Below are 26,924 nucleotides of genomic sequence, written 5' to 3' on the forward strand. Positions count from 1 at the left end.
CGCCGGAGATCCGGTCGCCCGAGCGGATGAGGCACTGAGCTGGCACTGGCAATGTCCGCAACACCCGACCACGCTCGACCTGCCGCCCAGCGACGACACCCGCCGCCGCGTGCTTGCGGTCCTGACCTACCTCCGCGTCCGCCCCTCGATGCGATGAACGGGTTGCGAAGACAAGCGATCTTCGATGACAAGCCGGCACTCCTACCGGGTGCTCCTCGTACTGCTGCTGGCGATGGCCGGCATCGCCTGTGCCTGGTTGCGCTTGTCGGCGGTTCTGAACGACGCGAGCGCGCGATGGCTTTGTGGGATCGCTTCCTCGTGCGGAAGCTGTTCCCTACGGGCGTGCGGCGAGTTCAGTTCTACCTGGCGAGCGCCCTGCAGATCTTCGAGCCGTTTCACCAGGTCCCGCGCCCGCTGGAGGTGCTCCATCGCCTGGTCGAGGTCGTGCAGCCGGTACAACGCTCCGGCCAGACTGCGCTGCACGTGGGCCTGCGCCTGTGGATCGCCCTCGGCGGTCGCCCGGGCGAGCCCGCTGCGCCTGGTCGCCGCCAGGTCCAACGTCCCGCCGGTCAAGTCCAGGAAGTTCTGCATGGTGCGCGCGACGTGCCAGGCGACCTGGGAGACTCCCTGCGCGCCGGCCTGCTCGACAACGGCTGCGAGGACCCGTCGTTCGGCCTCGAACCAGGCCATCGCCTCATCGTGGCCGGCGAAGCGCAGCGGTGTCACCCCGGGTCCGGGCGCCGGTGGCTCGGGCGCGGGGAGTTGCGGATCGAACTGCAGGTGGGCGTGGTACGCCGAGGAGCGGTAGTGGTCGAACAGGCGCCTGATGGCGGCGCCACGCTCGTGCGGTGTGTCCTCCTCGGCGCTGAGGCCGGCGGCGTACGCCCGCACCAGGTGGTGTACCTGATGCCGGCCGGACCGGATCTGGGTGAGCATGTGCGTGGCCAGCTCCGCCATGAGGGTTGTGCCGGTGGGCGGATCGACACCGGCGAGGCTTGCCGCCACATCCGCGGTCAAATCGGGGCCGGGGTGCAGTGCCAGTAGCCGGAACAGGCGTGCCGCCGGCTGGCTGAGCGCTCGATACGACCAGGAGAACGCCTCCGTCAAGCTCGTCTCAGCGCTTCCGCTGAAGCTGTCGAGGCGGCTGCGCGGTGCCGCTAGTTCTGCGGCGATCTCTGCGAGCCGTGTTGCTGGTAGGGCTGCGGCACGAGCGGCAACCTGGGCGAGGGCCAGCGGCAGTCGCCCACAGCTGGCGATGATTTCACCGACCGCTACCGGCTCTGCGGCGATCCGCTCGGCACCCAGCCGCCGTACCAGGTACTCCCCCGCCTCGTCGGGCGGCGGCAGGTCCACCGGCAAGGGATGGGCCCCACCGGTGGTGATCAGGTCGGTGAGCCGGTTACGGCTGGTCACGATGGCCAGGCTGCCGGGGGTGCCGGGCAGCAGATGCCTCACCTGCTCGAAGTCTCGGCAGTTGTCGAGCACGATCAGGACCCGCCGCCCGGCGAGGATGCTGCGGTAGAGGCCGGCCAGCGCGTGCAGTTCGGTCGGCGCGGTCTCCCGCGGTACGCCGAGCGAGCTCAGAAATCCACGGAGCGCCTCGACGGGGCACATCGCAGAGTCCTGGGCGGCGAAGCCGCGTAGGTCGGCGTAGAGCTGCCCGTCCGGGTACCCCGCGGCGAGAAGGTGTCCCAGACGGATCGCGAGCGTGGTCTTGCCGACGCCCGGCATCCCGTCGAGGGCCAGCGCCACGGTGGCCCGCCCGTGCCGCCGGTCCTCCTCGAGCAGCGCCTGTGCCCGGGTCAGGATGTCTGTCCGGCCGCCGAAGAACGGGTGGTCCGGCGGCAGCTGAGCTGGTGTCGGCGGTGGGTTCACTGGCCCGATCGCTTCCTCGCCGTCGGCGGGCGAGTGGGCGAGCGGGCTGGCGGCGACTGTTCCGAGCGGTGGTGGCGCGCCCCACCATTCGGCCGAGGTGCGCTGGTGCAGCAGGCGGTCGTAGGCATCGAGCAGCTCGGGGCTGGGGTCGATGCCCAGTTCATCGCCGAGCCGCCGGCGGACCTCCTGGAAGGTTTCCAGGGCCTCGGCCTGCCGGCCGTCGGCGGCCAGCGCGAGGACGAGGCGGGCCTGTAGCGCCTCGTCGAGTGGGTTCTGCCCGGCCGCCTGGCGGAGCGCCGGGATCACCAGGCGGGCCTGACCGCCACGCCGGGCAGTGTCCGCAGCATCCCGGACGACCTGCGAATACTCGGCATCTATCCCGGCGAAGGCCGGATGGGCGCGCGAGTCCGGATCCAGGCCCATCGTGCAGGAACCGCGCCACAGCGCCAGCGCCTCGGTGTAGAGCCGTACGGCCGGGCCGGTCTCGGGCGCCTGCCGGGCCTGGGCTACCAGGCGACGGAAGCGCAGCAGATCGAGCGAGTCCTCGTCGACCCGCAGTTGGTATCCCGCCGCATGCCGGGTGAGGTAGGTACCGACGGCGCGTACTGGCAGGTCGGGCTCGATCAGCCTCCGTAGGGTGCCGATGTAGCGATGGACGACGTTGACGGCGCTTGTCGGCGGGGCCTGATTCCAGATGGTGTCGACCAGGTCCGTGAGGCCGACCACCGATCCGCCGTGAGCCAGCAGCAGGGCGAGCACCAGCCGCTGTTGACGGCCACCGAGTTCGAGATTGGCGTCACCGCGCCGGGCTCCAACCGGGCCCAGGATGGTGAACCGCACTGCCAATGCCGACTCAGTCATGACCCGCCTTCGCCGTCCGCCCCCGGCCGCCCCGGGACGGACCAGCTCATACACCGATTCAACCAGCGGTGTCATCCCCATACCAGGCAGAACTAACGCAGAAACGAATTCTTCGTGCGGGTGTGCTCGGGCGTCGAGGGCTCCGGCCCAGACCCTGCAGCCGGCATTGTCGGAACCGCCAGCGCACCGTCCTGCCGTCCCGCTCGGCGAGGTGGTGCAGGATGTCGACGGTCATCGGCGGTCGATCAAGCTACGCGTTGTGCCAGTAGTGCACAAGCGTCGTCGCGGGCGGCGTCGAAATCGAGCCGGTCGACGATCGCCGCCGGGTGCCCGTCGACGCCGGTGATCCGATCGGCCAGCAGGTCGATACCGTCGTCGAACGTCCCCCGCTTGATCATGCCGTCGGTGTAGAGCAGCACCGAGTGCCCCGGTAGCAGGTGGCGGGACTCCTGCGTGAACGGCGGCGCCGGGAAGACCCCCAGCAGCGGCCCTCGAGGGTTGGGGAGGCGTGTCACGCGGTGATGGTCGGCCAGCAGCAGCGGTGGATGCCCGGCGCGCGCCCAGAGGAGCTGGCCCGTACTCGGCCGGTATGTCGCGACGACAGCGGTCGCGGTTGTCCCGTGGTCGGCGCCGCACAGCAGTGTGTTTAGCCGGGACAGGATCGTTGCCGGTGGGTGGCCCTCGGCGGCGTACGCCACCGTCGCGTACCGCAGCCCGATCATTGCCTCGATGGCGCCCGCTCCGTGACCGCCGACGTCGCCCACGGCCAGGACCAGATCTCCGTTGGCCAGCGGCAGAATCAGGTACCAGTCGCCGCCGATGCGCAGCGCGGGGTCGGCGCCGTGGCATCGCACGGCGACCTGCAGGCCGCCGAGGTGCCTGACGACGCTGGTGACCGGCTGGATGGCGTGTTGCAGCGTGTGGCTGATCTGCTGCTCACGCGCCAGTTGCGCCCCGTGGGACAGCGGTTCCTGGTCGCTGTTGCGTGCGACTCCGCTCCTCACCGTTGCCTGCGCTGGATGAGGAACCGCCAGCCAGGGCCGGTCCGCTGTTCGCAGGGGTTCGATCACGACCGCTCCGTCGCGTCTGGGTATGCCGGGTGCCCGTGCCGGACGTCTTGTCGGTGCACCGCCTCGCACTTCCGGCGCGGTGTGTCGCGGTGCTGCCCGTCTGCCCCGGGCTCGTCTCTGTTCGGCATGGCGAATCCTCCTCTGATACGTGGCGACTTCCTGAGGACCTCGCAGTGAGGTCGTACGGTCCCCCGGCTCCTGGACGAACCGCGCCCTGGCGAGGTCTCGCTTCCACTCGGGCTCACGTCATTCACCCGAGGACCCCTCGACGGACTCACTGGAACAGCCGTCGACGCTACGAGCTGGAAGTGCTGAAGCAGTTGATATCGAGTGAGCAGCGGCGCCGCCGGTCCTCGACCCGGGTGCAGCCGCGGTCGGCGACGTTCGACCGGTGCCCGCGGGTCCACTACCACAGCGGCTTTGAGCAGGGTGTCCCTGACGCATCGCGCCCCGGCTGACCCGCCTCGGTCACTCCGCGCCGACCAGGTACATGAAGTCAGCGACCGCGCCCGTGAACGCTGCCGGCTGCTCGATGTGTGCCAGGTTGCCGCTGTGCTGAAAGACGATCAGGCCCGAGTGCGCAACGCCCTCGTGCAGCATCGCGGCCCAATGTGGGCCGAAGAGAGGATCGTGGGCACCGGCCAGGATCAGAGTCGGCGCTTCGATCCGGCCCAGCTCCGCCCGGACGTCGAACGGCACGGCTTCCCCGCCCCGCTGGGGCTCGGCCCAGCCGCGCAGGCGGGCCCGGACCGGCGCGAAGGTTTCCTCGTGCGCCCAGTAGTCGGCGAGGTAGGCGGGCCACGCGCCCTGCAGGCAGCGGACGAAGGTCTCGTCGTCGGTAGCGGTCAGCGCACCCTCAAACGCGCCCACCACCGCGTCGGCCTCCATTCGGCGGCCTGGGTGGCGGGCCGGAAAGGCGATCATCTCGGCCACAACCGATTGCCGGAACTGCTCGTCGGTCACGGGAGAAGTCCCGTACAGGACCAGCCCGGCGACCCGGGCCGGGTGGTCGAGCCCGTAGCGCTGCACGACGAGGCCGCCGTACCCATGGCCGAGCAGGAACACCGGATCCGTGTCGAGCTGGGAGACGACCGCGTCCAGGAATGCCACGTACGTGTCACAGCAGTAGCCACGCGGATCAGCGAGCCGACCGGACCGACCGGTCCCGATCGGCTCGATATAGACAAGCTGCATGTGCTCCTCGAGCTCCGGCATCCGCAGATAGTCCCAGCTCACGCCGGGACCGCCGGGGTACACGACACACACCGGGCCGCTACCGGCCACATGAAAGCGCTGATCGATCCCACACACCGTCACGGTGTGTGTGCCTTGCGCCAGTCCGTCGCCCACGCGCTTCTCGTTCCCCCTCATTGCCCCGGAAGTTGCGACCATTCCAGGCGCAACGTGGCCGTCTGGGCCATGGTCATTCCAGCGTGACGCGCCAGAAGGGCCGGTGAAGGGCTCTCTCCGCCTTCGGTGACACCACACTAGGAGGCCGGAGTGTGGTTCCAGTGACGTCCGAGTGTGGTGACCGGCTGACCGGAGCGTGTCGGATCAGCGGGACACCGGCAACGGCCCCACATCTGCGTGAGGGCGGGCTAGGCTAGGGCGTGTCCTGCCGATCTTGTGGTGGTTGGTCGTTGACGATGTGCCGGTGGTGCGTCGTGGTGAGTTGACCGATGAGGCGTGGGTGGTGATCGTGCCGCTGCTGCCGGAGCCTGGTGGTTCTCGGGGGCGGTGGCGGGATCACCGGCAGGTCATCAACGGGATTCTGTGGAAGCTGCGTACCGGTGCGCCGTGGCGTGACCTGCCGGAGCGCTTCGGGCCGTGGAAGACCTGCCACGAACGTCTGCGCCGCTGGACGGCGGACGGGACGTGGGATCGAATTCTGGCGGCGGCGCAGGTGCATGACGACGGCACACCGGTGCAGTGGACGATCAGCATCGACTCGTCGATCGTGCGGGCACACCAGCATGCCGCTGGTGCCCGCAAAAGGGGGCTCACCGACAAGTGCGGCGACGCCTGGTGCGCACGGCCGGTCCCGTGGAGGGCTGAGCACGAAGATCCACCTCGCCGTCGACGGACGCGGACGGCCGTTGTCGATCCTGCTCACTCCCGGTCAGGCTGGTGACAACCCGCAGCTGTTGGCGCTGCTGGACGCGATCCGGGTGAACGAGCCCGGGCCGGGCCGGCCGCGCAAGCGCCCCGACGTGCTAATCGCGGACAAGGGCTACGCCCACGACTCCACCCGTCGCGCGTTGCGTCACCGCGGGATCCGGCATGTCATCCCGGAACGCTCGGACCAAGTCGCCCGCCGGGCTGCCAAGGGTAGCGCCGGAGGCAGGCCACCGGCCTTCGACAAGGCGGTCTACCGCAAGCGCAACGTCGTGGAACGCTGCTTCAACCGCCTCAAGCAGTGGCGTGACCTGGCCACCCGTTACGCCAAACGCGCATCCCTCTACCGCGCCAGCCTTGTCCTCATCGCCGCCCTCATCTGGCTTCCATGATCGACGGGACAGAACACTAGCGGGTTGTTGCGAGACATCCGCCGCCGGCTCGCGCTCTGCAACTCGTCTCGTGCGTTGACGACGAGGGCCGCGATCATCGATGCTCGTGCCCGGCGGTCACGGGGAGGCTTCATGGCGTTGCTGGATATCGTTGCCACGACAGTTGGCGGCGCGCTCTCGGCGACCGTCGGGGTTTTCGTCGGCGGGATGCTCACCCGCCGTGCACAGGACCGACACTGGCTACGGGACCGGCAACTCATGGCCTACCAGGACCTGCTGCGTGAGTACGCCACGTTCTCGATGATCTTGCGGCGCGCTCACCTGGGACGCACGGGCTGGGACTATGACTGGGGGGCGTGGAGCGCCGCATTGATGTCAGCCAGCCTCGTCGCCCCGAGCGCGGTTACCGCCGAGATCGACAAGTTCGGCCAAGCGGTGCAGCGACTCTTGGACGTCACCACGGGGGTGGACACGACGACCGCACCACTGTCGCAGGACCAGTTCGAGCAGGCGATGGTGGCGCCGGCCCGAGCGCAACTGGCCTTGGTCAATGCCATGCGCCGATCCGTAGGACGGAATCAGGGGCCGCTGTCGACGTGGTTGGGCGGAGCAAACGGCCGCCCACCGCATTGGAAGACGGCTGGAGCAGACAATCAATCCGGACACGACGGCGCTGCCGGCCCGCAGCAGGCTTGACCTGCCCCAACCTTCGCGCCGTCGCCGCCGTCACTGGTGTCATGATCGGCAGGACACGCCCAAGGCGTCAAGGGCCGCCAGTTCGGCCTTCGCTGAACTGATCGCCCTGGCTCGCTGGAGCGCACAGGGGGCGCCCACATGTGCATGTAAGGCCATGCCTCGATGCCATGCCCGCATGGGGATCTCCACTTCACACAGGATCATGGCGCATGGTGGAGGTGAAGGATCGACCGGTGAGAGTCCAGGCTTGGTGGGCTTTCGGTCCTCACCGCCGTCCTCCAGCAGCTTGACCGCGTGGGCCAGGTGGTAGCGGGCCTTGTCGGTCGCGCCGAGGGCGGAGTGTGCCCGGCCCAGCGTCAGGTGTATCCGTCCGGTGAAACTCGGGCCGTGGTCGGTAGCCAGGGGTAGTGCCCGCGTCGCCTCGTCGAGCGCCTCCGGCCAGCGCTTCATGTCGGCCAGGCACCTGGCGATCGCCGTCCGGGCCGTCATCCGAGCTACCCGCGCCGATGCGGGGGCGACCGGTCGCGTATCGACCTCCCGCAGCACACCCCGGAACTCGGTCAGCGCCTCGCCCAATCTGCCGAACTCGATGAACGTCTGCCCCAGTCCAACGCGAATCTGGACGTATCCGTCGTGGTTGCCGGCGGCGTCGGCCAGAATCAGGCCGCGGTGGTACGCCTTTATGGCCTTCTCGAAATTGCCGCCCATCCGCCAAGCACGGGCCGTGTAGTGCAGAGCGTTGGCTTGTTCCTTTGTGTCCCCGAGCTTCCCGGCAAGCCGGTAGGCCTTCAGCGCCAGTGCCGCGCTCTTCTCGTAGCGCCGCTCACAGGTGGAGACAGCCCAGGCGTAGTAGTTGATGTGGGTGATTTCCTGCCGACGGTCAGGCAGCTGGGAAGCAGCCACATGGGACAGCCGGTAGACCTCAGACGAGTGTCTCCAATGGATCCGGCGGTCCGAGTACCAGTGCATCGCCTCGGCCACGTCCACGACCCGTTGGTGCTGCTCGGCGGCGGCCGCCGACCGCAACGCGGCCAGCCAACTGTCCGCCTCGACCTGCAACCAGCTCTGCGCCTGCTCCGGCGTGGCCATGGAAACCAGACCCTGCCAGTCATCCGGTGGCGTGCCGAACCCCGGCTCGAACCACCGGCCCGCGACGATCGCCGTCTCCAACAACCAATCCACCATCCGACGCTCGGTGGCCGTCCTGGCCTCCGCCGGCTCCTCGCCGCGCAGCCGGTCGGCCGCGAAGAGCCGGATCAGGTCATGGAACCGGTAACGATCGAACCCTTCGGGCTGCAGCAGGCCAAGGTCAACCAACTCATCCAACTGATTTCCGGCGTCACAGAGATCGACCTCGGCGAGCACCGCAGCGATCGGAGCGGCGAAATCGACCCCCGGCACGTGCGCGAGCCGTCGGAACATCGCCTTCGCCGGATCGGACAACTGCGCGTACGACAACGCGAACGCCGCCGCCACCCCCAGATCCCCCACCGAGAGGTTCGCCAACCGGCGATCCGCGTCCCCCAGCCGCTCCGCCAGATGCCCCATCGTCCACCCCGGTCGACTCGCCATCCGCGTACCGGCGATCCGCAACGCCAACGGCAGGTGGCCACACAACCGGGCCACGGTGCCGATCTCCTGCCCGGCCGCCCGCTCCGACTCCCCCACGATCGCCCGCAACAGGACAGCGGACTCGCCCGATGTCAACGGTGCCAACCCGACCCGCACCACCCCCTCCAAACCGCCCAACAATCGACGGCTGGTCACCACCACCATTCCCGCACCCAGACCCGGCAACAACGGTCGCACCTGACTCTCATCCGCTGCGTTGTCCAACACCAGCAGACACCGCCGATCCCGCAGAATCGCTCGCAGCTGGCTGGCTCGCTCCTGCTCATCCTCAGCGATCCTGCGAGGGTTGACGTCCAGCGCCCGCAGCAGCCGCAGCAACGCCTCGCCGACCGTCATCGGCACGGGATCCGTACCCCGGAGATCCAGGTAGAACTGCCCGTCGGTGAACACCTCACGCAACTGCTCAGCCGCCCGGACCGCGAACGCCGTCTTCCCCAACCCCGGCTGGCCGTGCACCACCGCCACCAGCATCGACCCATCGGCAGACGCCGACATTGCGTGGCGGCGGAGCAACTCCAACTCACGCGCCCGACCCACGAAGTCATTGACCCCCCGCGGTAGCTCACCCACCGGAGGCCGCCCGACCCCGCTCTCCGACCGCCCGCAACGCGCCAGCTCGACCAGGCCGGCACGATCCTCGTCACCGAGCTTCAGCGCGTCGGCCAACGCCGCCAACGTCCGCTTCTGTGGCGCGCGACTGTGCCCCCGCTCCATGTCACTGATCGCCCGACAACTCACCCCGGACGCCTCGGACAGATTCTCGAGGGTCATCTCCGCCAGCTGCCGGAACTCCCGCAACCGCTGCCCGAACGGAGAACCAGCCACCACACCTCCCAAACGTTTCGGTTCATCGTCAAGATCATTTTCGCCGCGTACTGGTGACCAGTTCAACGTCATCATGGCCACAGAGCCGGCACGTGGGCCGCGCCGCGGGCGATGGTCAGGTCAATGTCCGGTTGCCCGCACAGCAGGACCGCGGCCGACTGGGCAAGCTCTTCCGGACACCTGGACCGGTTAGCAGGCTGGTTCGTGACCTCGCGGGTCAGGCTGGTCCGGAGACCGCTCTGGTCTTCTCCAGGTTCATCATTCACAGCACCTGATCGATGCCGTCGGTCGAGGCGCCGACCGTGAGCACGGCGTCCAGGACGCCGTCGCGCCAGAGCGCGGCCGCCGTCTGTCCGTTCGTAGTGACCCACCGCACCTCGACGCCGTCCCAGGACCAGGTGGAGATCCGTCGTGAACGTGGTCTGCAGTTCCCGCTGCGCGGCCGCGCTGGCCGGCGTACGCCTCTCCTGCGCCATGTGCTTGCGCGCCCGGCTGACCAGCTGTCGCACCGCGGGTACGGTCGACTGCAGGACGCAGGCAACCTGCGCGTACGGATAGTCGAAGGCCTCCCGCAGGACATACGCGGCGCGTTCGTTGGGCGTGAGCTTCTCCATCAGTAGCAGCGCCGCGAACTCCAGGGCCTCCCCGCGCTCCGCGCTCGTGTCGACGGGTTCCGGGCGCCACGGCCCGATGTACGTCTCGCGCCGCACCCGCGCCGACTGCAGTGCGTTGATGGCCAGCCTGGTCGTCGTCTTCACCAGGAACGCGACCGGGTCGACCGCCACGCCGCAGTCGCAGGTCTGCCACCGGAGCCACACCTCCTGCACCAGATTCTCGGCCTCGGCCACGCTGCTGAGCATGCGATACGCAATCCCGAACAGGCGTGGCCGCACGCTCGTGAAGACCGCCGCGGCCTCCTCGAGATCGTCCGCCCGAGCCGGCGCGCGATTGGCACTACAGGCCGCCATTTCCCGCCCCCGCTCCCAGCACGCCGCGGCTGCCAACAGGCTCAATCGTGAGCCGGGGGAAGCGCAAATCCCAATCTGGGGCCCCACCAGTGACTGTCACCACGCGGCTGTCACGGATTCCGCGGCCGCGCTGTCTCAACTGGTGGACGGAGACATGAACGCATATCGCCACGATCGGCTGGTTCTTCCTTGCCACCGGCGGCTTCGCCCGCCGGAAACGCCACTTCTCCGCCCGGAAGCGAGATTTGGGTATCAGAAGAGAATGGTGAGGATCAGTCGCCTCACGGCAGTCGGCGACGGTTGTTTGCCATGTCCGTCACGCTGCACGGTGATGGGGCTTAGCTACCGGCCGGTCACATTCATTCCACCACAACCTGGGTGACCGGATCGAGGCTGCGAGCCTCCGGTCGTCAGCAACGGTCCCCACCTGCTCAGCGCGGCCGTCACACACCCAGCGCATCAGGGGGTGACCATCCGGCAGCAGGGAGATGAGGCGGGTGCAACGCACGACGGTGCGCCCGCGCAGCGGATGGCTGCCCGAGCCGTGCTGTGTCCGGCGGCGGCGCCGGCCTGCCATTGCAGACCGAGCAAGCCGACGCCGGGACTATCGCACGTTGCGGGCTGACCGCGTCAGGATGTCGCCGTACTCCGCTGTTCGCCAAGCCAGTCGCTCACGAGCGGGTAGATCGGCACCGCTGTGCGGGTCTCTGCATCAGGCGGCATTGTCGTGGGGAGGTCGACCACCGGATGCTGCAGACGGCAACCGCCCAGTCCGGCAGCGAAGGCGGCGATGCCACCACCGTCACCCGCGCCTCATCGGCAACAACACGATCGTCCTGGTGTCGCCGGGCTCGGACTGCACCCGGAGTCTCCATGGGTGCTTGTTGACAACGATCCGGTAGGAGACGTCCAGCCCGAGGCCGGTCCCCTCGCCGACCGGTTTAGTGGTGAGGAACGGCTCGAAGATCCGCGGCCGTACCTCCGGAGGAATCCCCGCCCCGGTGTCGCGGATCTCCACGATCAGCAGGTCCTCATTGCGGCCGGTGTGCACCGTGAGCGTGCCGGTCCCACCCATCGCGGCGAGCGCGTTGTCGATCAGGTTGGTCCAGACCTGGTTGAGTTCGGCCGCGGCTTCACGGAGTCGGCCCGCACATCACCGCCGGCGCAGACGCCAGGCATGCTGGACTCCAGGTGGTACGGGTCGCGCGGCAGCGTCCAGGATCAGGGCCGTCGGGCCTAGAGCCTGTGTCGAAGTCGGTGCCAGGGCTTGAGCTGGCTTGAGGATCTTCGCGTGTCGGAGATCGAAAATGGGTGAGGTCTCCGGTAGATGGTTCAGCGATCAAGCAGAACCTGAAACCGGAGACCTCGTGGACACCTTAGCGGTGACGCGGCGGTTCGACCTGACTGACGTGCAGTGGGCGGTGCTGGAGCCGTTGCTGCCAGCACCGAAGCGGCCAGATCGACCGTCGTCATGGAGTAGGCGGCAGTTGATTGACGGAATCCGGTGGCGGATCCGCGTGGGTGCGCCGTGGCGGGACGTGCCACCGCAGTACGGGTCCTGGTCGGCGGTGTATGCCCTGTTCCGCAGGTGGCAGCGTGATGGCACTTGGAAGAAGGTGCTCACCGCGTTGCAGGCCCTCGCCGACGCCGCCGGGCGGATCACCTGAGAGGTGTCAGTGGACTCGAGTTCATCCCGGTCCTGGCCGCCATCCGCGTTCCCCGCCTGGTCACTGGCCGGCCGAGGACCCGCCCGGATCGGGTCCTGGCCGACAAGGCGTACACGTCGAAGGCGAACCGGGCCTACCTGCGCCGGCGCGGCATCGCCGCGACGATCCCGAGCAAAGCCGACCAGGACGCCCACCGGCGAGCCAAAGGATCCAAAGGCGGCCGGCCACCAGCCTTCGACCCGCACGTCTACCAGCAGCGCCATGCCGTGGAGTGCGGCATCAACCGGCTCAAGCGCAATCGGGCCGTGGCCACCCGCTTCGACAAGCTGGCCGTCCGCTACGAGGCCACCATCCACCTCGCCGCGATCAACGAGTGGCTGTGACCTCGACATAGACCTTAGTCGAGGTACCAGTTCAGCATTGCGGCACCGGTTGTCGTGAGATGAACAAAAGGCACGGTGACCGAGAGAACGCTGAGTACCGCGAGCGTGCTTCGGACCCGCGCGCTGAGGCGTCGTCCGGCGAGGGCGAGGATCCCGGCCGCAATGCCCAGTACGGCTGCCGTGCGCCCGCTGTCGCGGTGGGGGTAGAAGGCGCCGTAGGACCAGGCGAGGCCGGTCACGATTGTCAGGGCGAGGCAGACGAGCCCGACTGCAGCGATGACGAGCCGGTGCCTACCGCTGCGGCGACGCCGCATGACGGCAAGTACCAGCCCTGATGCGCCGAAGGCGCCCAGCAGGAAGGGACCGCCGAGGATTACTGCCCAGGCGCCCAGGCGCAGCAGGGCCTCCAACGGAAACAGAATGACGAACGGTCCGTCCGTCGGCCACAGCGTCTTCGGGTCGACCAGCGCCCCGGTCCGGGCGATGCGACTGGGAACGTCCGCTGCTATGTAGGTAACGGGCACCATGATCAGCCAGGAAAGCACTGGCCAACCTAGCCCGAGGAGGAAGACGTGGGCCATCGAGGCGAGTGCGCCAGGGTTTGGAGTGACGGTGGACAGGTCGGCAAAGCCACCGCGACGTGCAGCGTGGCGCAGTGCGGGCAGCGTCCATGCTGCGCTGGCCAGATACCGCCAGCGGGCACCCGCACCGCTTGTGAAGCTCAGTAGGTCAGCCGTCCACTCGTCGCGCTGCCGGCTTCGGAAGCTCGCCGGCAGTAGACGGCACAGCACCGCGACCGTGGCCCGCTCGGCAGGAGGCAGCGTGAGGCGCCGCGCCGGCTCACCTTCTCGGTCTGGGCTCACCACGCCAGCCTCCGGGCGCCCGCCCGCTGCGAGCGCTGCTTTCGAGCGGCGATGGCGGCACGACCGGCGGCCACGCCATCCGCAGTGAGGCGGTAGTACCGCCGCCGAGGGCGGCCCTCGACGTGGACATCCATCTCCTCCGCTCGGCTCGTGAGCCAGCCGACGCCCTCGAACGCCACGAGGATCGGATAGATCGTGCCCGGCTCAAGCCCGGCTACGCGCGCCAGCTCGAGGCCGTATCGCTCGCACTCGGGCTCATCAAGGAACGCCTCTAACACCAGCAGGCGCGGCACTGTCATTCGGAGGTTCGCCATGGTGCGCCAGCGTAACCCTATAAAGAATTCTGCATAGCCCGTGAAGAGTCCAGTTGGCTCAACCGCCCCGCTTTCGCTCCGTGAAGGTACGGCCTACCGAGCCTGCGCAGACCCGACAACAGTCGCGACCACCGCCGACTTCGACACAGGCCCTAGTGCCGGACGATGGCGAGCGGGGCGTGCGCGTGGTGCAGCACCGCGTGGCTGACCGAACCGAGCAGCAGCCCGCCGAGGGCGCCGCGTCCGTGTGCGCCGACGACCACCAACTGGGCAGTCCTCGAATCCTCGGTCAGTACGTGGGCCGGGGCGCCCCGGACCAGCCGGTGCTGCACGGCCACTTCCGGGTAGCGCTCGGCGTAGCCGGCGACCGACTCGGCGAGGACCCGCTTCAACTCCTCGTCGTACTCCTTCCCGTCGTACACCAGGGGCAGGAGTTCACCGTGGCCGGCCGGCGTGGGGTGGAGCCACCCGTGCACCGCGACCAGTGGGGCGTCCCGGTAGGCGGCCTCCTCGAACGCGAACCCGATCGCCTCGGTGGACAGTTCCGAGCCGTCCACGCCCACCACCACCGGGCCGTCGGCGCGCGGATCTCCCCGCACCACCAGCACCGGGCTCAGCGCCCGGGCCGAGACCTGCACAGTGACCGAGCCGATCACCAGCCCGGCGAAGCCGCCCAGGCCACGGTGCCCGAGCACCACCAGCGCGGCCTCCCGGGACTCGGCCAGCATCACCGTGGTTGCCGCGCCATCGACAACGGCGCCGGTGACCGGCACGTCCGGGGCGACCTTGCCGGCCTCGGCGACGGCCTCCGCGACGTACCGCTCGGCCTGGTGGCGCAGGCCCCCGTTGACCGGTCCGCCGGGGGCCGGGCAGACCGACACACCCATCAGCGGCCAGATGAAGGCGTGCACGATCCGCAGCGGACACCGCCGGTGCGCCGCCTCCCGAGCCGCCATCCGCACCGCGTCCAACCCCGCGGCGGATCCGTCCACGCCCACGACGACGGGGGCACCGGTCCTGATTGTCATGACATGTTCCTTCGTTCGGTCAAGGGGAAAGTGGGATGCCGGCGGCCTGGCGGTCGTCGCCATCGCCGGTGGCGCGGGCTCGCCCGGCGCTGTCGGGTACGGGGTCGGTCAGGGACGCGGTGCCGGGGAGTCGGTGTGCGGTAGCCGCTTGGCGGGGATGACGCCGAGCTTGCCGGCCTGGAAGTCTTCGAAGGCCTGGACCAGTTCGTCGCGGGTGTTCATGACGAACGGCCCGTAGTGGGCGACGGGCTCCCGGATGGGCTGGCCGCCCATGATGTAGAGCTCCAGGGCGGGGATGTTGGCGTCCTGGTTGGCGTTGGCGGCCACCCGTAGGGCGTCGCCGGGGCCGTGCACGGCGAGTTGGCCGATGTGGATGGGCCGCCCGTGGGTGCCGATGGTGCCGCGGCCGGCGAGGACGTAGACCAGTGCGTTGAAGTCCGCCCGCCAGGGCAGGCTGAGTTCCGCGCCGGGCTGCACGGTGACGTGGGCGATGGTGATGGGGGTGTGGGTCGAGCCCGGGCCGTGGTGTCCGGCGACCTCACCGGCGATGACCCGGATCAGCGCACCGCCGTCGGGGGTGGTGAGCAGGGCGGATTCCTTGCCGCGGATGTCCTGGTAGCGGGGCGGGTTCATTTTGGCCGCGCGGGGCAGGTTGACCCACAGTTGCAGGCCGTGGAAGAGGCCGCCGCTGGTGACCAGGTGCTCCGGTGGGGCTTCGATGTGCAGCAGGCCGCTGCCGGCGGTCATCCACTGGGTGTCGCCGTCGGTGATGGTGCCGCCGCCACCCTGGGAGTCCTGGTGGTCCATGATCCCGTCGATCATGTAGGTGACGGTTTCAAAGCCGCGGTGGGGGTGCCAGGGGGTGCCCTTGGGCTCGCCGGGGGCGTAGTCAACCTCGCCCATCTGGTCGAGGTGGATGAACGGGTCCAGTTCGGTCAGTGGGACGCCGGCGAAGGCGCGGCGGACCGGGAAGCCTTCGCCTTCGTAGCCGCTGGGGGCGGTGGTCAGCCGGTGGACCGGCCGGTAGGTGGTGGACTGGTCCAGCTCGGGTAGACGGGGCAGGACGAGGACGTCGTCGACGGTGATGGCGGGCATCTCGGGGCTCCTTGGGTTGTCGGACCGGGGTGGACGACGCGGCACGCTCGGCGCGGAGGCGCCGGCCGAGCCGCTCGAAGACCGGGGTGAGGCAGGCCACCTCGACGTCGTCGAGGTCGTCCATCAGGTGGGCGCGTACCGACGCCAGGTGATGCGGCGCGGTCTCACGCAGCGCGAGCAGACCAGCGGCGGTGGGCACCGCCTCGCTGCCCCCCCCGGACGTCCGGGCAGGTGTCCAAGGCGTGCTTCTCACCCTCCGGCGGCGGAACGTCAAGGCTCTGTGCCCGTCGCGAGGGGGCTACCGGCACGGCCGGCTCAGTAGGCTGTGGCGTAGGCGATGGCTTGGAGGATCGTCGCGGTCACCGCTTCGGGCTGCGAGGTCGCGATGGCGTGTGAGGCCCCGGGCACCTCGTACACGCCGTACGGCGCGGACCGGCGCACCTGGAACCGGAACAGCTCTACCGGGATGTTGCGGTCGACGTCACCGAACACCTGCCAGGTCGGCTGCGTCCGCCAGGCGGGCTTGGCGCTGGACAGGCAGTCGGTCAGCGCCTTTTCGGTCACCGGACGTTGGGTGCGGCCGGGCCGGCTCGCGTCCTCGAACTCGGGGTCCGCGGCGAACTGCACGTGGGACTTCGCCGGGCCGATGCGAACCTCGTTGCCGCCGACCGGGTACGCCAGCGGCGTCGACCCGAGGGTGCTGCCGGCAAACTTCCCGGCGAGCTCGAACGCGGACTCACCCTGGTCCGGGGTGAACGCGGCCACGTACACCAGGCCACGCACCGCGTCGAGGTCCGTCGCCGCCTCGGTGATGACCATGCCGCCGTAACTGTGACCCACCAGGATCACCGGCCGGTCGAGTCCTTCGATCACGTCCCGCAGGTACTCGGCGTCCCCCTGCAGGCTGCGAAGGGGGTTGGCGACGGCGATCACGTCAACGTCCTGCCGGGTCAGCCCGGCCAGGACCGGATTCCACGCGGTCGAGTCGGCGAATGCGCCGTGCACCAGCACGACGGCGGGTTCTTCGCGCATGACATGCCTCCCAGGTCGGGGTCGTCTCTGCTCAGGAACGCTAGGGAGGCCCAGTGCAGAAGCGGTGGCGAACGAGTGCGTGCGCGCGGTCACTGGTTCACCCGAACAGGTCGCGGCAACGCGACCGCCTGGCACACCTGCGGGTGCACGTCCGCTGAGCCGGGTGAAGGAGACTCTCATCGACCGACGGGCCGTCCCGGTGCTGCCGTCGGTGGTGGGCAGCCGCGCGACTCACGTAAGGCTGCCCACCACCGACCGCTGGTTCTGCGCAGCCGGACCACGTCGATGACCAGCGGGGCCGGCCGCCGCACCATCAGGTGCGGCGGCGGCCGTCGCCCGCCAGCAGCAGCCGTGCCGGGCACGCCGCGCGCAGCCCGGGCACGCCGATCTCCCGGTTCAGGCGGCGAGCCAGGCCGGCAGGTCGGTGGCCGCCAGCCGGGCGCCGGGGCCGGGCACGAGCAGCCGTCCGTCCAGCTCCACCCCGAAGAAGGGCCGCACACTGGGATCGGTGGTCACCGTCCGGCCGTCACCGGTCACCGCCGTGAGCCGGCGGGCGAACTCGTCCAGCGGCATCGCCTCGGGTCCCGCCACCTCGACGACATCACCGACAGGCGCCTCCACCGCGATTGAGGCCAGCTCCGCGGCCAGGTCCGTGACGGCGATGGGCTGGACCATCGTGGTGGGCAGCCGGACCGTGTCGCCGTCGGCGTTGCCGTCCACGACCGCCTTCATGAACTCGAAGAACTGCGTGGAGCGCACGATGGTGAATGGGACATCGCCGTCGCGTACCACCTGCTCCTGCGCCACCTTGGCCCGGTAGTAGCCAAGGTCGTGCGGACGGTCCACGCCGACGATCGACAGCGTCACGTGATGGCGTACTCCCGCCTTCTTCTCCGCGGCCAGCAGCGTACGGCCGGAGGTGCGGAAGAAGTCGGTGGCGGGCCCCTCCTCCATGTTCGGCGCGTTGGTCACGTCCAGTACGACCTCCGCGCCCTCGAGCGTCGCGTCGACGCCCTCACCGGTCAGGGTGTTGAAGCCGGTCTGCGGGGCCGCGGCAATCACCTCGTGCCCTCGCTCTTGCAGCTTGGTCACAACATGACGGCCGACCATGCCCGTACCGCCGACTACCACGATTTTCATTATTGTCTCCCTTGTCGGACATGCCGTGCTCCGGGTTGGGGCACGGCATTGTTCTGCGCCGCGAACTCGTCGAGCGCTGCAGATCGTCGGCGTGGGATGCCCCCGGGAACGCCGAGCCACTTCGGCTCGTCCACCGGCACCGCCGCGCCGTGCTCCAGGGCACGCTAGTGAGCCGCAGTGCGCTTCCAGTTACGAACGAGTGCGTATCTCGATAGGTCGCACGACGGTTCGACCGAGAAGGTTCGTCACCGTCCCGGCAACAGCTGATGCCATCACGGCAACAGTTCGGCGAGCGGCACCGCGGGGTCGGCCAGGCGGGCCGAGTCCACCCGATGACCGGAGAACCCCGCCTCGATCAGGTTCTGGATCTGGTCGTTGACGTCCCAGACGTTGACGTTCATGCCGGCCACCACCTGCCCGCCGACGGTCCAGAACACGATGCACTCGCGCTTGTCCAGCTCACCGCGCACGACGAGGTCCGCGCCGGGTGTCAGCCGCCCGGCGTACTCCATGCTCAGGTCGTACTGATCGGTGAAGAAATACGGTACGCGGGTCCACGGCGTGCCGGAGCCGAGCATGGAGCGCGCCGCGGCCGGACCGGAGTGGAGGGCGTTGGACCAGTGTTCGACCCGGATCCGGGTGCCGTACCGCGGGTGGTCGACGTTGGCGATGTCGCCGGCGGCGAAGACGCTCGGGTCGGCGGTGCGGTGGTAGGCGTCGACGAGTACGCCGTCCGAAACGGCCAACCCGGCCCGCTCCGCCAAGTCCACGTTCGGCTCGGCCCCGATGGCCACGAGCACGTTGTCGGTCTGCACGGTGGTGCCGTCGTCCAGCAGCACCTGCTCCACGCGGGTGCCCCCGCGCAGCTCCCGCACTCGCCTGCCGAACCGGAAGTCGACCCCGTGGCTGCGATGCAGTTCGGTGAAGAGCCCACCGATCCGGTCACCCAGCACGCGGCCCAGCGGGACGGAGTCCGGCGTGACCACGGTGACCGCGACCCCGCGCTGCCGGGCTACGGCCGCCACCTCCAACCCGATCCAGCCGGAGCCAACGATGGTCAGGTGTCCCCCGTCGCGCAACACGCCGGACAGTCGCTGCGAATCGTCATAGCTGCGCAGGTACAGAACGTTCTCGCGGTCCCCGCCCGGTCCGGGGAACCGCCGCGGAGCCGACCCCGTGGCCAGCAGCAGCCGGTCGTACGCGATCGCCTCCGCGCCGGTTCGCACGATGCGGTTGCGCACGTCCACCTCGGTGACCCGTGTGCCCAGGCGTAGGTCGATGTCGTGCGTGGCGTACCAGTCCGGCTCGTGAATAGAGGGGCTCTCGGCATCGGCCGTGCCAAGGAGGAACCCCTTGGTCAGTGGCGGCCGCTCGTACGGCCGCCGCGTTTCGTCGCCGATCAAACGATCCGACCGGCAAAGTGTTCTGATCGCAGTGCCTCGGCGGCCTTGGCCCCGGCAAGGCTCGCTCCGACGATGACGAATGTGTCGAGTTTCGGCATGGTGTGTTCTCCGTCATCTGGCGGCGTGGTGCCGCCGGTAGTCAGCTAGCACGGCAGCGACCTCGCCGGATCGGTGAATGATCTTCAATGGTGCGTGCGGGCTGACGACCCGGTTGGCCTCGGACGCCCGTTGCGGGCAACCGCTCACGCGACGATCAAGCTATGCGGCGGCAGTGCATAACGAGTGCCAGAGGAGTGCCGCGCGGACGCTGGCGTGAAGCTCGTACCTGCCGCCGCTACCCGTGCTCGAGCAGCCTGCGCCTGATTTCCGTGGCCGATGACGCGCTGCCTCGGCGCGGAACTGTCCCGACCTTCGGTTGGAAGGAACTCGCCGACCTCTATCGCCGCCCGGCGGGGTGACAGCCGCTCGAACCCGAACCACTGCAGCGCATCCCTGATTCGGCGGCGTCGTCGTGTGGTACGAACTACCGGAAGTGGTACAAAACGGCGAAACGGGCGAGCACATGAGGAGTGGGGCAGCCGGGCTCCTGAGACGACCCGAGGAACCACGAGCGACGTACCTGGAACTGTTCTTCGATCTGGTGTTCGTCTTCGGGCTCGCACGACTCTCGCAGCAGCTGCTGGAGCAGCTGAACTGGAGCGGCGCGTTCCAGCTGCTGGTGTTGCTGCTGGCCCTGTGGGCGGTCTGGGCCAACACGGCGAGGCTCACGGACAGGTTGAGCCCGCGCCGGCCGCCGATACAGCTGCTGGTGATCGCGACCATGTTCGCCACGCTGCTGATGGCCGCCGCGGTGCCGGAGGCGTTCGGCGAGCAGGGCCTGATCTTCGCGGGCATCTACGTCACCACCCAGATCGGTCGCAACGCCGGTGCCGTGCTCCTGCTGCGGGGCCACACGGGGCAGCGCGCCTTCCTGCGGCAACTCTTCTGGTTCGGCGTGTCCGCAGTGCCGTGGATCGCGGGTGCTGTCACTCACGACACGGCCCGTGCGGTCCTGTGGGCGCTGGCCGTGGCCGTGGAGTACGTGTCGGTCTCGCTCGGCTTGCCCACACCGCGGCTGGGTCGTGCGTCCCCGCGCAGAGCCGAGTTCGGCATCTACGGCGAGCACGCAGCCGAACGCTTCCGGCTGCTCTTCCTCATCGCGCTCGGCGAGCTCATCCTGGTCACCGGGCTGACGTTCAGCCGCGGCAGGTTCGAGCCTGAGCGGGTTGCCGCGGTCGCGGTCGCGTTCGCTACCACGGTGCTGCTGTGGCGGATCTACATCCACCGCGCCGGCGGTCTGCTGGCGGAGGTCATCGACGCCGACCCCGACCCACACCGCGCGGTCATCCCGGCGATCTACGCCCACTTGTTCATGGTCGCCGGCATCGTCGCCATCGCAGTCGGCGACGAGCTTGTCATCGAGCACCCATTCGGGCACACAGCACCGGCCTGGATCATCGTCATCCTCGGCGGACCCGCGCTGTTCCTCGTCGGACGGGGCATGTTCGAGTACGAGGTGTTCGGCCGGGTCTCCCGCTCCCGGCCGATCGGGGTCCTCGTACTCGCCGCCCTGTCGCCGGCGGCGTCCGTCCTGCCACCGCTGCTGGTCGCCATGGCACCTGCCCTCGTCCTGGCGGCAATCGCCGCATCCGACGCAGCCCGCGCCCGAGGGCGCCCACCGGAGCCGCCTCACCACACGGCTAGGTTGTCCGGCCGATCATGATTTCTGTGGATCGTCCGGGGCAGCGCCGACACCCAACCAGATGCCATCGTCCAAAGGGTTACATCCGTCCGGTCTGGCCCACTGGATGACAACCAGCTGGGCGATCAACGGCTCCACGTGCAGCGGCCCCGCTCTCCTTCGGGAGGGCGGGGCCGTTTCATGCTGTGCAGGGTCAGCGGGGCCGGCACACGATGCCATCACCGTCACGGTCGCGGTACCAGTCGTACTCCGGGTCGTCGCCCTCCACGTACGGGCCGCAGCCGTTGGCGTTGGCCTCCGCGCACGTGCCCACGGGTCGTTCTTCGACGCCGGTGGGGGCTTCCTGTCCGGGACGGCTTGGGTGCGCTGGTGGTCCGCTTCGGCGTCGCCGACGCCTGCACCACCGTGCTCTTCGTCGGCGACGGCGCCACCTTCTGCGCCGGCGTGGACGGCGGCGGCGTGCTGGCGGTGGCCGACGTGTTCACTACCGGCCGGCCGGCTGGTCGTCATCGTCGTCGCCGACGGCACAGATGACCCGCCGCAGCAGTAGAGCAGCAAAGCCCGCCGACGACCGCGGCGGAGATGACGCCAAACGAAAAACGACCACCGCGGACGGCAGGTGGCGCCGCATGCATTTCGGTTGACGGAACGACGATCGGTGGTGGGAACGCGAGGGCGCAGACCGTCCTTCCTCACCCGCGCCGGTACGGGTGAGGCAGGACTCGTTCGCCGTCTGGTCAGGTGCGCGCGGGTGACCACCCGTCGGCGACGAGTCGGGAGGCGTCGCCGCCCTCCCCGCCGAAGAGCACGCCGTCCCGGTCGGCCGCGACGACCCGGTCGACGTAGACGCCGCGCCCTTGGCCGGAGCCGTCGGTGCTGCTGCTCCACCGCAGGTGGGTGGCCTGGTCGGGCAGGGCCACCGAGACCTGCCACCAGACCCGGCCCCCGTAGCCGGTGACCGTGCCGTCGGCGGTCCACCGCCGGTCGGCGTGCCGCAGCACCATGCGCCCCGGTGCCCAGGTCTGGCCGCCGTCGGTGGAGACCTCGAACCGCGCGCTGTCGTAGCGGGGTTCGGTGTCGTACCAGAGCAGGAACCTCGCCGTCCCGCCCCGGGCGGCCCGGCGCAGCGGCGCGGTGAGCGTGCCGGTTGCGAGGTCGCGCGGGTCGGCCCGCCAGGCGCTGTCGGAGCGCGGCCGCACCGGTATCGCCTCGGCCAGGTCGCGCGCGATCGCGCGCCGGGCCACGTTGTTGCTGCCCCAGCCACGATCGGGGTGTACCCGGTTGCTGAGCAGGACGACGAACGAGTGCGACAGCGGGTCGATCACGATCGACGTGCCGGTGAAGCCGGTGTGCCCGAAGCCCACCGGGGAGGAGAGCCCCATCATGTACCAGTGCTTGTTGAGCTCGAAGCCGAGCCCGCGGTCGCTCTCCGGGTAGTCCGACTCCAGCGGCGCGTTGTGGTTGACCAGCATCGCGCGCACCGTGTCCGCCCGCAGGATCCGTCGCCCCCGGTACTCGCCGCCGTTGAGCAGCGACTGGCAGAGAACGGCCAGGTCCGGCGCCGTGGAGAAGACCCCGGCGTGCCCGGCCACCCCGCCCAGGGACCAGGCGTTCTCGTCGTGCACCTCGCCCCAGACCATGCCGCGCCCGGCGTACGGCTGGTACTCGGTCGCGGCGATCCGGGACCGCTGCTCCGGGGCCGGGTTGTAGCCGGTGTCGGTCATGCCCAGCGGCCCGGTCACCCCGTCGCGTACCAGCTCGGCGAGCGGGCGGCCGGTCACCCGTTCCACCAGCACGCCCAACGCGATCAGTCCGAGGTCGGAGTAGACGTACCGGGAACCCGGCGTCGACCCGCCCGCCAGCGGCGTGGCGAGCGCGGCGGCGAACCGCTCAGCCGGCGTCGGGTACCTGCTCCACAGCGGCGTGAAGGCGGGCAGACCCGAGGTGTGCGTGAGCAGCATCCGGACGGTGACCGCCGCCTTGCCGCCGGCGGCGAACTCCGGGACGTACCGGGCGACCGGCGCGTCCAGCTCCACCCGCCCGCGCTCCACCTGCTGCATGGCGACGATCGTGGTGAACAGCTTCGAGACCGACGCCAGGTCGAAGATGGTGTCCGGCCGGGTCGGAAGCTGCTGGTCGGCGGGGAGTTCCACGCCGACCAGCCCGGGCGGCGGGCCGACGGCGGCGTACCGCACCGCCGTGCCCACCGCCGCGTGCTGGACGATCACGCCGTCCTTGGCGGCCAGGACCACCGCGCCGGCGTAAGCCGGGTGACCGGGGTGGTCCGGCGTCGGTTGGAGATACCCGGCCAGGTCGACCGTGAGGCGGTCCACCTGCTCGGGCAGCAGGCCCACCTCGCGGGCGCCGCCGGTGCGCAGCGTGTCGTCGCGGAACCGGATGTCGGCGGGGGTGACGCTCGGCGGCCCGGATCCGCTCGGGCCGGCGGTCGCGGCGGTGGCCGGCGCCGTCGTGCCCAGGACCACCAGGGCCAGGCCGAGCGCGAGGGGGCGGAGCGGACGACGGGACGAACCGGTCATGATCGCGCTCCTCAGTAGAGCAGGTAGGGCTGGCGCTGCCGGTTGAAGGCCGCCAGTTCGTCGGCCCAGCCGCCGACGACATCGTCCACGTCGGCCCCCGCGTCGATCTGGGTACGCAGCCGCGGCGAGCCGGTGAGCTTGTCGATCCAGTACGGGCGCACGGCGTCCCACGAGTCGCGCCGCCAGGCGAACGCCGGATACTTGTGCGTTTCGATGAGCATCGCCACCCCGGTGCGGATCGGGTCGTACACCGCCCGGTCGACGACCTTCACCTCGACGCCGGCGCAGAGCTTGTTGAGCAACGCCGGCTTGTGCCCCGCCGCCGTCGGCGAGAAGTACGCCTCGCGGAACTCGACACCGGGCAGGTTGCGGGCGTTGAGCCGGTCGCCCCAGTGGTGGTCGAAGTCGGTCGCCAGCCCGCCGATCAGCTCGAACGGGCGGGTCGTGCCGCGCCCCTCGGTGATCGACGCGACGCCCTCGAAGAGACCGGTGCCCGGGTAGACCAGCGCGGTGTCCGGGGTGGGCATGTTCGGGCTGGGCATCACCCAGGGCACGTCGGTGTCGGCGGCCAGGTCGTCGCGCTTCCAGTGCCGGCACCGCACCACGTGCAGGTCGACCGGTCGCCCCGCCTCGGCCGGCAGGAAGGTGGCGTTGAAGAACCGGGCCAGCTCCCCGACGGTCATCCCGTGCTGCTGGATGATCTCTTTCAGACCCACGCCCGAGGTGTACGGCGAGGTCATCATCGGTCCGTAGGCCCGCCCGCCGATCGGGTTGGGTCGGTCCAGCACGACGTAGCGTTTGCCGACCCGGGCCGCGGCCATCATCGAGGTGTACATGGTCCAGATGTAGGTGTAGAAGCGGACCCCGACGTCCTGGATGTCGAAGACCACCGTGTCCACCCCGGCCTCGGTGAACATGCTCTCCCACCGGGCCAGCGAGGCGCCGTACGCGTCGTAGACCGGGATGCCGGTGCGGGCGTCGACGCCGGTGCCCTCGCTGCCACCGGCCTGCGCCGAGCCGCGGAAACCGTGCTCGGGGCCGAACGCCGCGACCAGCCGGACCTGGCCGGAGCCGTGCATCAGGTCCACCAGGTGCCGGTAGGCCGCGTCGACGCCGGTCGGGTTGGAGATGACCCCGACCCGCTCGCCGGCAAGCTCGGCGAACCCGGAGGACACCAGCTGGTCGAGACCGGTGCGGACCCGACGGACACCGGGGGCGGCCGCCGCGGGCGCCAGGGCCCCGCCGACGCCGAGCGCTCCCGCTCCCGCCCCCAGCGCGCCCGTACCGACCGCGCCGACAAGGAATTTCCTCCGCTGCATTGGGTTGCCTCCTACCAGCTCAGGCCGTGACCGTAGGGGTAGAGCACGGAGCCCGCCCCCTCGGCCGTGGGGATCGTGACGGGCAGCCGTCCGCTCGGGGACAGCTCGCCGTGCAGCGCACGGACGAGGGCGTCCATCGCCGCCCGCGTGTACGAGTAGGTCGCCAGGTAGGTGGTCACCCCCGGCAGGTACGCGATGTCGTAGGGATCGCGGACCGCCACGACGATCACCGGTTTCCCGGTGGCGAGCAGCGCCGCGACGAGGCGCCGCTGGGTGCCGCGCGGGTCGGTGACAACGGTGTCCCAAGCCTTGTTCACCAGGACGACGGTGAGGTCGTGCGCGGCGGCCTGGCTGGCCGTCGCGGCGATCACCGCGTCCGAGGGCAGGGTCGCCGGTCGGGCGGTGGCCCGGGCGCCGCGAGCGATGAACCCGTCGGCGACCGTCGTGATCGGGGCGAAGGCGGCGCTGTTCCAGCCGGTGACCAGCACCGACCGGTCGGCGCGGGGCAGCGGCAGCAGCCCGGCGTCGTTGCGGACGGCGGTGAGGGTCGGGTCGGTGACCCGGGTGACGGCGGCGAGGTGCTCCGGCGCGCCAACCGTGCGTACCGCCTCCTCGACGTCGACCAGCGGTGAGCGGGCCAGCCCCTGGCGGTACTTCAGGCCGAGGATCCGCCGGACGGACTCGTCGATCCGCCGCTCGGTCAGTTCGCCGGTGGCGACGGCACGAAGCACCGCGTCCCGCGCCAGCGCGAGATCCGGCGGCATCAGGAGCTGGTCGGCGCCGGCCTTGAGCGCCAGCACGGGCACCCGGTCGTCGCCGTACTTCGCCCGCACGCCGGCCATGTTCAACGCGTCGGTGACGATGACGCCCCGGAAGCCGAGTTCGCCGCGCAGCACGCCGGTGAGGATCGTCGGCGACAGCGTCGCGGGGTCGCCGGAGGGGTCGAGCGCGGGGACCACGATGTGCGCGGTCATGATCGACTCGACACCGGCGTTGATCGCCTGTCGGAACGGGGGCGCGTCGATCCGATCCCACTCCGCCCGACTGTGGTCGATCACCGGCAGACCGGTGTGACTGTCGGTGGCCGTGTCGCCGTGCCCGGGAAAGTGCTTCGCGACCGCGCTCGCACCGGCACCGTCCTGGAACCCGGTGACCTGCGCGGCGGTGAGGTCCGCCACCAGGCTGGGATCGGCGCCGAAGGAGCGCACGCCGATCACCGGGTTGCCCGGGTCGATGTTGACGTCCGCGATCGGCGCGTACGGCTGGTGGACGCCGACGGCGCGCAGCTCGCGCCCGGTGACCTCCGCCGCCGTCCGGGCGGCGCCCGGTGACCGCCCGGCGCCCAGCGCCATCGCCCCGGGAAACTGCGCGGCGGGGGCGGGCATCCGCAGCACCACGCCCTGCTCCTGATCGGTGGAGATGAGCAGGGGCACCCGGCCCTTCGCGCCGTCGCCGAGAGCGGCGCGCTGCAGGCCGTTGGAGAGGGTGGCGATCTGGCGGGGATCGTCCAGGTTGTGCGACCAGGAGAAGTAGCAGACACCGCCGAGGTGGTACCGGTCGATGACCTCGGCCGGCGTCTCGACGCCGAACGCGGCCCGGTTCGCGGCGCGGTCGGCGGCCGTGGGCTCGGTGGCGTCACCGCCGTAGACGTAGGTGGCGAAGAGTTGGCCGACCTTCTGCTCCAGGCTCATGTGCCGCAGCGTCGAGGTGACCCAGCCGTGTTCGGCCGACGGGGGATGCACCGGTGCGGCGGCGGCCTGGGCGGGAAGGGGCGCGAGTGTGGTCGTCAGGGTGGCCAACAGGACAGTCGCGGTGGCGAGTCGGGTCTGCATAGACGACGGCCTCTCAGTCCGGGTGGCTGAAATTTAGCTACGGATCGATCGGTCGTCAAGAAGGTAATCTTCAAACACGCCGCATCTCGAACGGTTCGAGCCGCCGCAGCGGTCGCGGCAATGTCGGTGGTGCATC

At 70.0% G+C, this 26,924-nt stretch carries 20 protein-coding genes and 2 pseudogenes; 5 read left to right on the forward strand and 17 right to left on the reverse strand.

Translation table 11 applies throughout. The features are described from left to right. Positions 1–201: 201 nt before the first annotated feature. The 3 genes from AC5L3Z_RS05185 to AC5L3Z_RS05195 all read right to left on the reverse strand — a co-directional run bounded on the left by AC5L3Z_RS05185 (position 202) and on the right by AC5L3Z_RS05195 (position 5,156). Positions 202–2,736: an AfsR/SARP family transcriptional regulator gene (locus tag AC5L3Z_RS05185; RefSeq protein ID WP_494839935.1), complete on the reverse strand. Its 2,535-nt coding sequence runs from the start codon at positions 2,734–2,736 to the stop codon at positions 202–204. A 245-nt stretch (positions 2,737–2,981) separates the two neighbouring features. Beyond that, the gene (locus AC5L3Z_RS05190) at positions 2,982–3,806 is read right to left on the reverse strand and encodes a PP2C family protein-serine/threonine phosphatase (protein WP_494839937.1); all 825 of its coding nucleotides are present in this window, start codon (positions 3,804–3,806) and stop codon (positions 2,982–2,984) included. Positions 3,807–4,274: 468 nt separating this feature from the next. Next, positions 4,275–5,156, reverse strand: coding sequence for an alpha/beta fold hydrolase (locus tag AC5L3Z_RS05195; RefSeq protein ID WP_494839939.1), 882 nt, complete (start codon positions 5,154–5,156; stop codon positions 4,275–4,277). Positions 5,157–5,463: 307 nt separating this feature from the next. Here AC5L3Z_RS05195 and AC5L3Z_RS05200 point away from each other — a divergent pair. Both AC5L3Z_RS05200 and AC5L3Z_RS05205 read left to right on the forward strand, forming a co-directional pair. Beyond that, positions 5,464–6,313 (forward strand): IS5 family transposase gene (locus tag AC5L3Z_RS05200; protein ID WP_494840612.1). Its coding sequence is split into 2 segments (ribosomal slippage): positions 5,464–5,798 and positions 5,797–6,313, totalling 852 coding nucleotides; the frame shifts between segments, so codons are not numbered across the junction. Positions 6,314–6,445: 132 nt separating this feature from the next. Next, positions 6,446–7,009 (forward strand): hypothetical protein, encoded by a 564-nt coding sequence (locus tag AC5L3Z_RS05205; protein WP_494839940.1) that lies wholly within the window; start codon positions 6,446–6,448, stop codon positions 7,007–7,009. Between the two features lie 39 nt (positions 7,010–7,048). Here the strand turns inward: AC5L3Z_RS05205 and AC5L3Z_RS05210 are convergent, their stop codons facing one another. The 3 genes and pseudogenes from AC5L3Z_RS05210 to AC5L3Z_RS05220 form a co-directional block, all read right to left on the reverse strand. Beyond that, a complete protein-coding gene (locus AC5L3Z_RS05210; RefSeq protein WP_494840614.1) occupies positions 7,049–9,541 on the reverse strand; it encodes a tetratricopeptide repeat protein in 2,493 nt (830 codons plus the stop codon). Then, positions 9,538–10,470, reverse strand: a complete 933-nt coding sequence (locus AC5L3Z_RS05215; RefSeq protein WP_494839942.1) for a sigma factor-like helix-turn-helix DNA-binding protein — start codon at positions 10,468–10,470, stop codon at positions 9,538–9,540. Before AC5L3Z_RS05215 ends, AC5L3Z_RS05210 begins: the two co-directional genes overlap by 4 nt. 766 nt (positions 10,471–11,236) lie before the next feature. After that, positions 11,237–11,548, reverse strand: a pseudogene (locus AC5L3Z_RS05220) (ATP-binding protein); the annotation flags it as partial. 253 nt (positions 11,549–11,801) lie between these two features. On the opposite strand from AC5L3Z_RS05220, the pseudogene AC5L3Z_RS05225 reads away from it, so the two are divergent. Then, positions 11,802–12,484, forward strand: a pseudogene (locus tag AC5L3Z_RS05225) (transposase). Positions 12,485–12,498: 14 nt separating this feature from the next. Here AC5L3Z_RS05225 and AC5L3Z_RS05230 read toward each other — a convergent pair. The 7 genes from AC5L3Z_RS05230 to AC5L3Z_RS05260 form a co-directional block, all read right to left on the reverse strand. Further along, positions 12,499–13,350 carry a hypothetical protein gene (locus AC5L3Z_RS05230; RefSeq protein ID WP_494839944.1) on the reverse strand — a complete coding sequence of 284 codons (852 nt, stop codon included), beginning with the start codon at positions 13,348–13,350 and terminating at the stop codon, positions 12,499–12,501. Then, the gene (locus AC5L3Z_RS05235; RefSeq protein ID WP_494839946.1) at positions 13,344–13,661 is read right to left on the reverse strand and encodes a PadR family transcriptional regulator; all 318 of its coding nucleotides are present in this window, start codon (positions 13,659–13,661) and stop codon (positions 13,344–13,346) included. The genes AC5L3Z_RS05230 and AC5L3Z_RS05235 overlap by 7 nt, the downstream gene beginning before the upstream one ends. 152 nt (positions 13,662–13,813) lie before the next feature. Further along, a complete protein-coding gene (locus AC5L3Z_RS05240) occupies positions 13,814–14,689 on the reverse strand; it encodes a universal stress protein (RefSeq protein ID WP_494839948.1) in 876 nt (291 codons plus the stop codon). A 108-nt stretch (positions 14,690–14,797) separates the two neighbouring features. Then, entirely contained in the window at positions 14,798–15,784 is a 987-nt protein-coding gene (locus AC5L3Z_RS05245; RefSeq protein ID WP_494839950.1) for a pirin family protein, read from the reverse strand. Between the two features lie 315 nt (positions 15,785–16,099). Continuing rightward, a complete protein-coding gene (locus tag AC5L3Z_RS05250) occupies positions 16,100–16,816 on the reverse strand; it encodes an alpha/beta fold hydrolase (RefSeq protein ID WP_494839952.1) in 717 nt (238 codons plus the stop codon). A gap of 396 nt (positions 16,817–17,212) precedes the next feature. Further along, positions 17,213–17,956: an SDR family oxidoreductase gene (locus AC5L3Z_RS05255; protein ID WP_494839954.1), complete on the reverse strand. Its 744-nt coding sequence runs from the start codon at positions 17,954–17,956 to the stop codon at positions 17,213–17,215. Between the two features lie 272 nt (positions 17,957–18,228). Beyond that, positions 18,229–19,359, reverse strand: a complete 1,131-nt coding sequence (locus AC5L3Z_RS05260; RefSeq protein ID WP_494839956.1) for an NAD(P)/FAD-dependent oxidoreductase — start codon at positions 19,357–19,359, stop codon at positions 18,229–18,231. 511 nt (positions 19,360–19,870) lie between these two features. On the opposite strand from AC5L3Z_RS05260, the gene AC5L3Z_RS05265 reads away from it, so the two are divergent. Next, positions 19,871–21,121: a low temperature requirement protein A gene (locus AC5L3Z_RS05265; protein ID WP_494839958.1), complete on the forward strand. Its 1,251-nt coding sequence runs from the start codon at positions 19,871–19,873 to the stop codon at positions 21,119–21,121. 172 nt (positions 21,122–21,293) lie between these two features. On the opposite strand, the gene AC5L3Z_RS05270 is transcribed toward AC5L3Z_RS05265, so the two are convergent. Next, entirely contained in the window at positions 21,294–21,413 is a 120-nt protein-coding gene (locus tag AC5L3Z_RS05270) for an excalibur calcium-binding domain-containing protein (protein ID WP_494839960.1), read from the reverse strand. A 56-nt stretch (positions 21,414–21,469) separates the two neighbouring features. Between AC5L3Z_RS05270 and AC5L3Z_RS05275 the strand changes: the two genes are divergently transcribed. After that, complete coding sequence (locus tag AC5L3Z_RS05275) at positions 21,470–21,634, forward strand: hypothetical protein (protein ID WP_494839962.1); 165 nt, start codon at positions 21,470–21,472, stop codon at positions 21,632–21,634. A 203-nt stretch (positions 21,635–21,837) separates the two neighbouring features. Here AC5L3Z_RS05275 and AC5L3Z_RS05280 read toward each other — a convergent pair whose 3' ends face one another. Genes AC5L3Z_RS05280 through AC5L3Z_RS05290 form a run of 3 tightly spaced genes read right to left on the reverse strand, consistent with a single transcriptional unit; the run spans position 21,838 to position 26,788 of the window. Next, positions 21,838–23,637, reverse strand: coding sequence for a serine hydrolase domain-containing protein (locus tag AC5L3Z_RS05280; RefSeq protein WP_494839963.1), 1,800 nt, complete (start codon positions 23,635–23,637; stop codon positions 21,838–21,840). An 11-nt stretch (positions 23,638–23,648) separates the two neighbouring features. Beyond that, complete coding sequence (locus AC5L3Z_RS05285; protein ID WP_494839965.1) at positions 23,649–24,956, reverse strand: exo-beta-N-acetylmuramidase NamZ family protein; 1,308 nt, start codon at positions 24,954–24,956, stop codon at positions 23,649–23,651. A gap of 11 nt (positions 24,957–24,967) precedes the next feature. Continuing rightward, the gene (locus AC5L3Z_RS05290; RefSeq protein ID WP_494839967.1) at positions 24,968–26,788 is read right to left on the reverse strand and encodes a glycoside hydrolase family 3 protein; all 1,821 of its coding nucleotides are present in this window, start codon (positions 26,786–26,788) and stop codon (positions 24,968–24,970) included. Positions 26,789–26,924: the final 136 nt, after the last annotated feature.

The organism is Micromonospora sp. LZ37 (assembly GCF_059359015.1).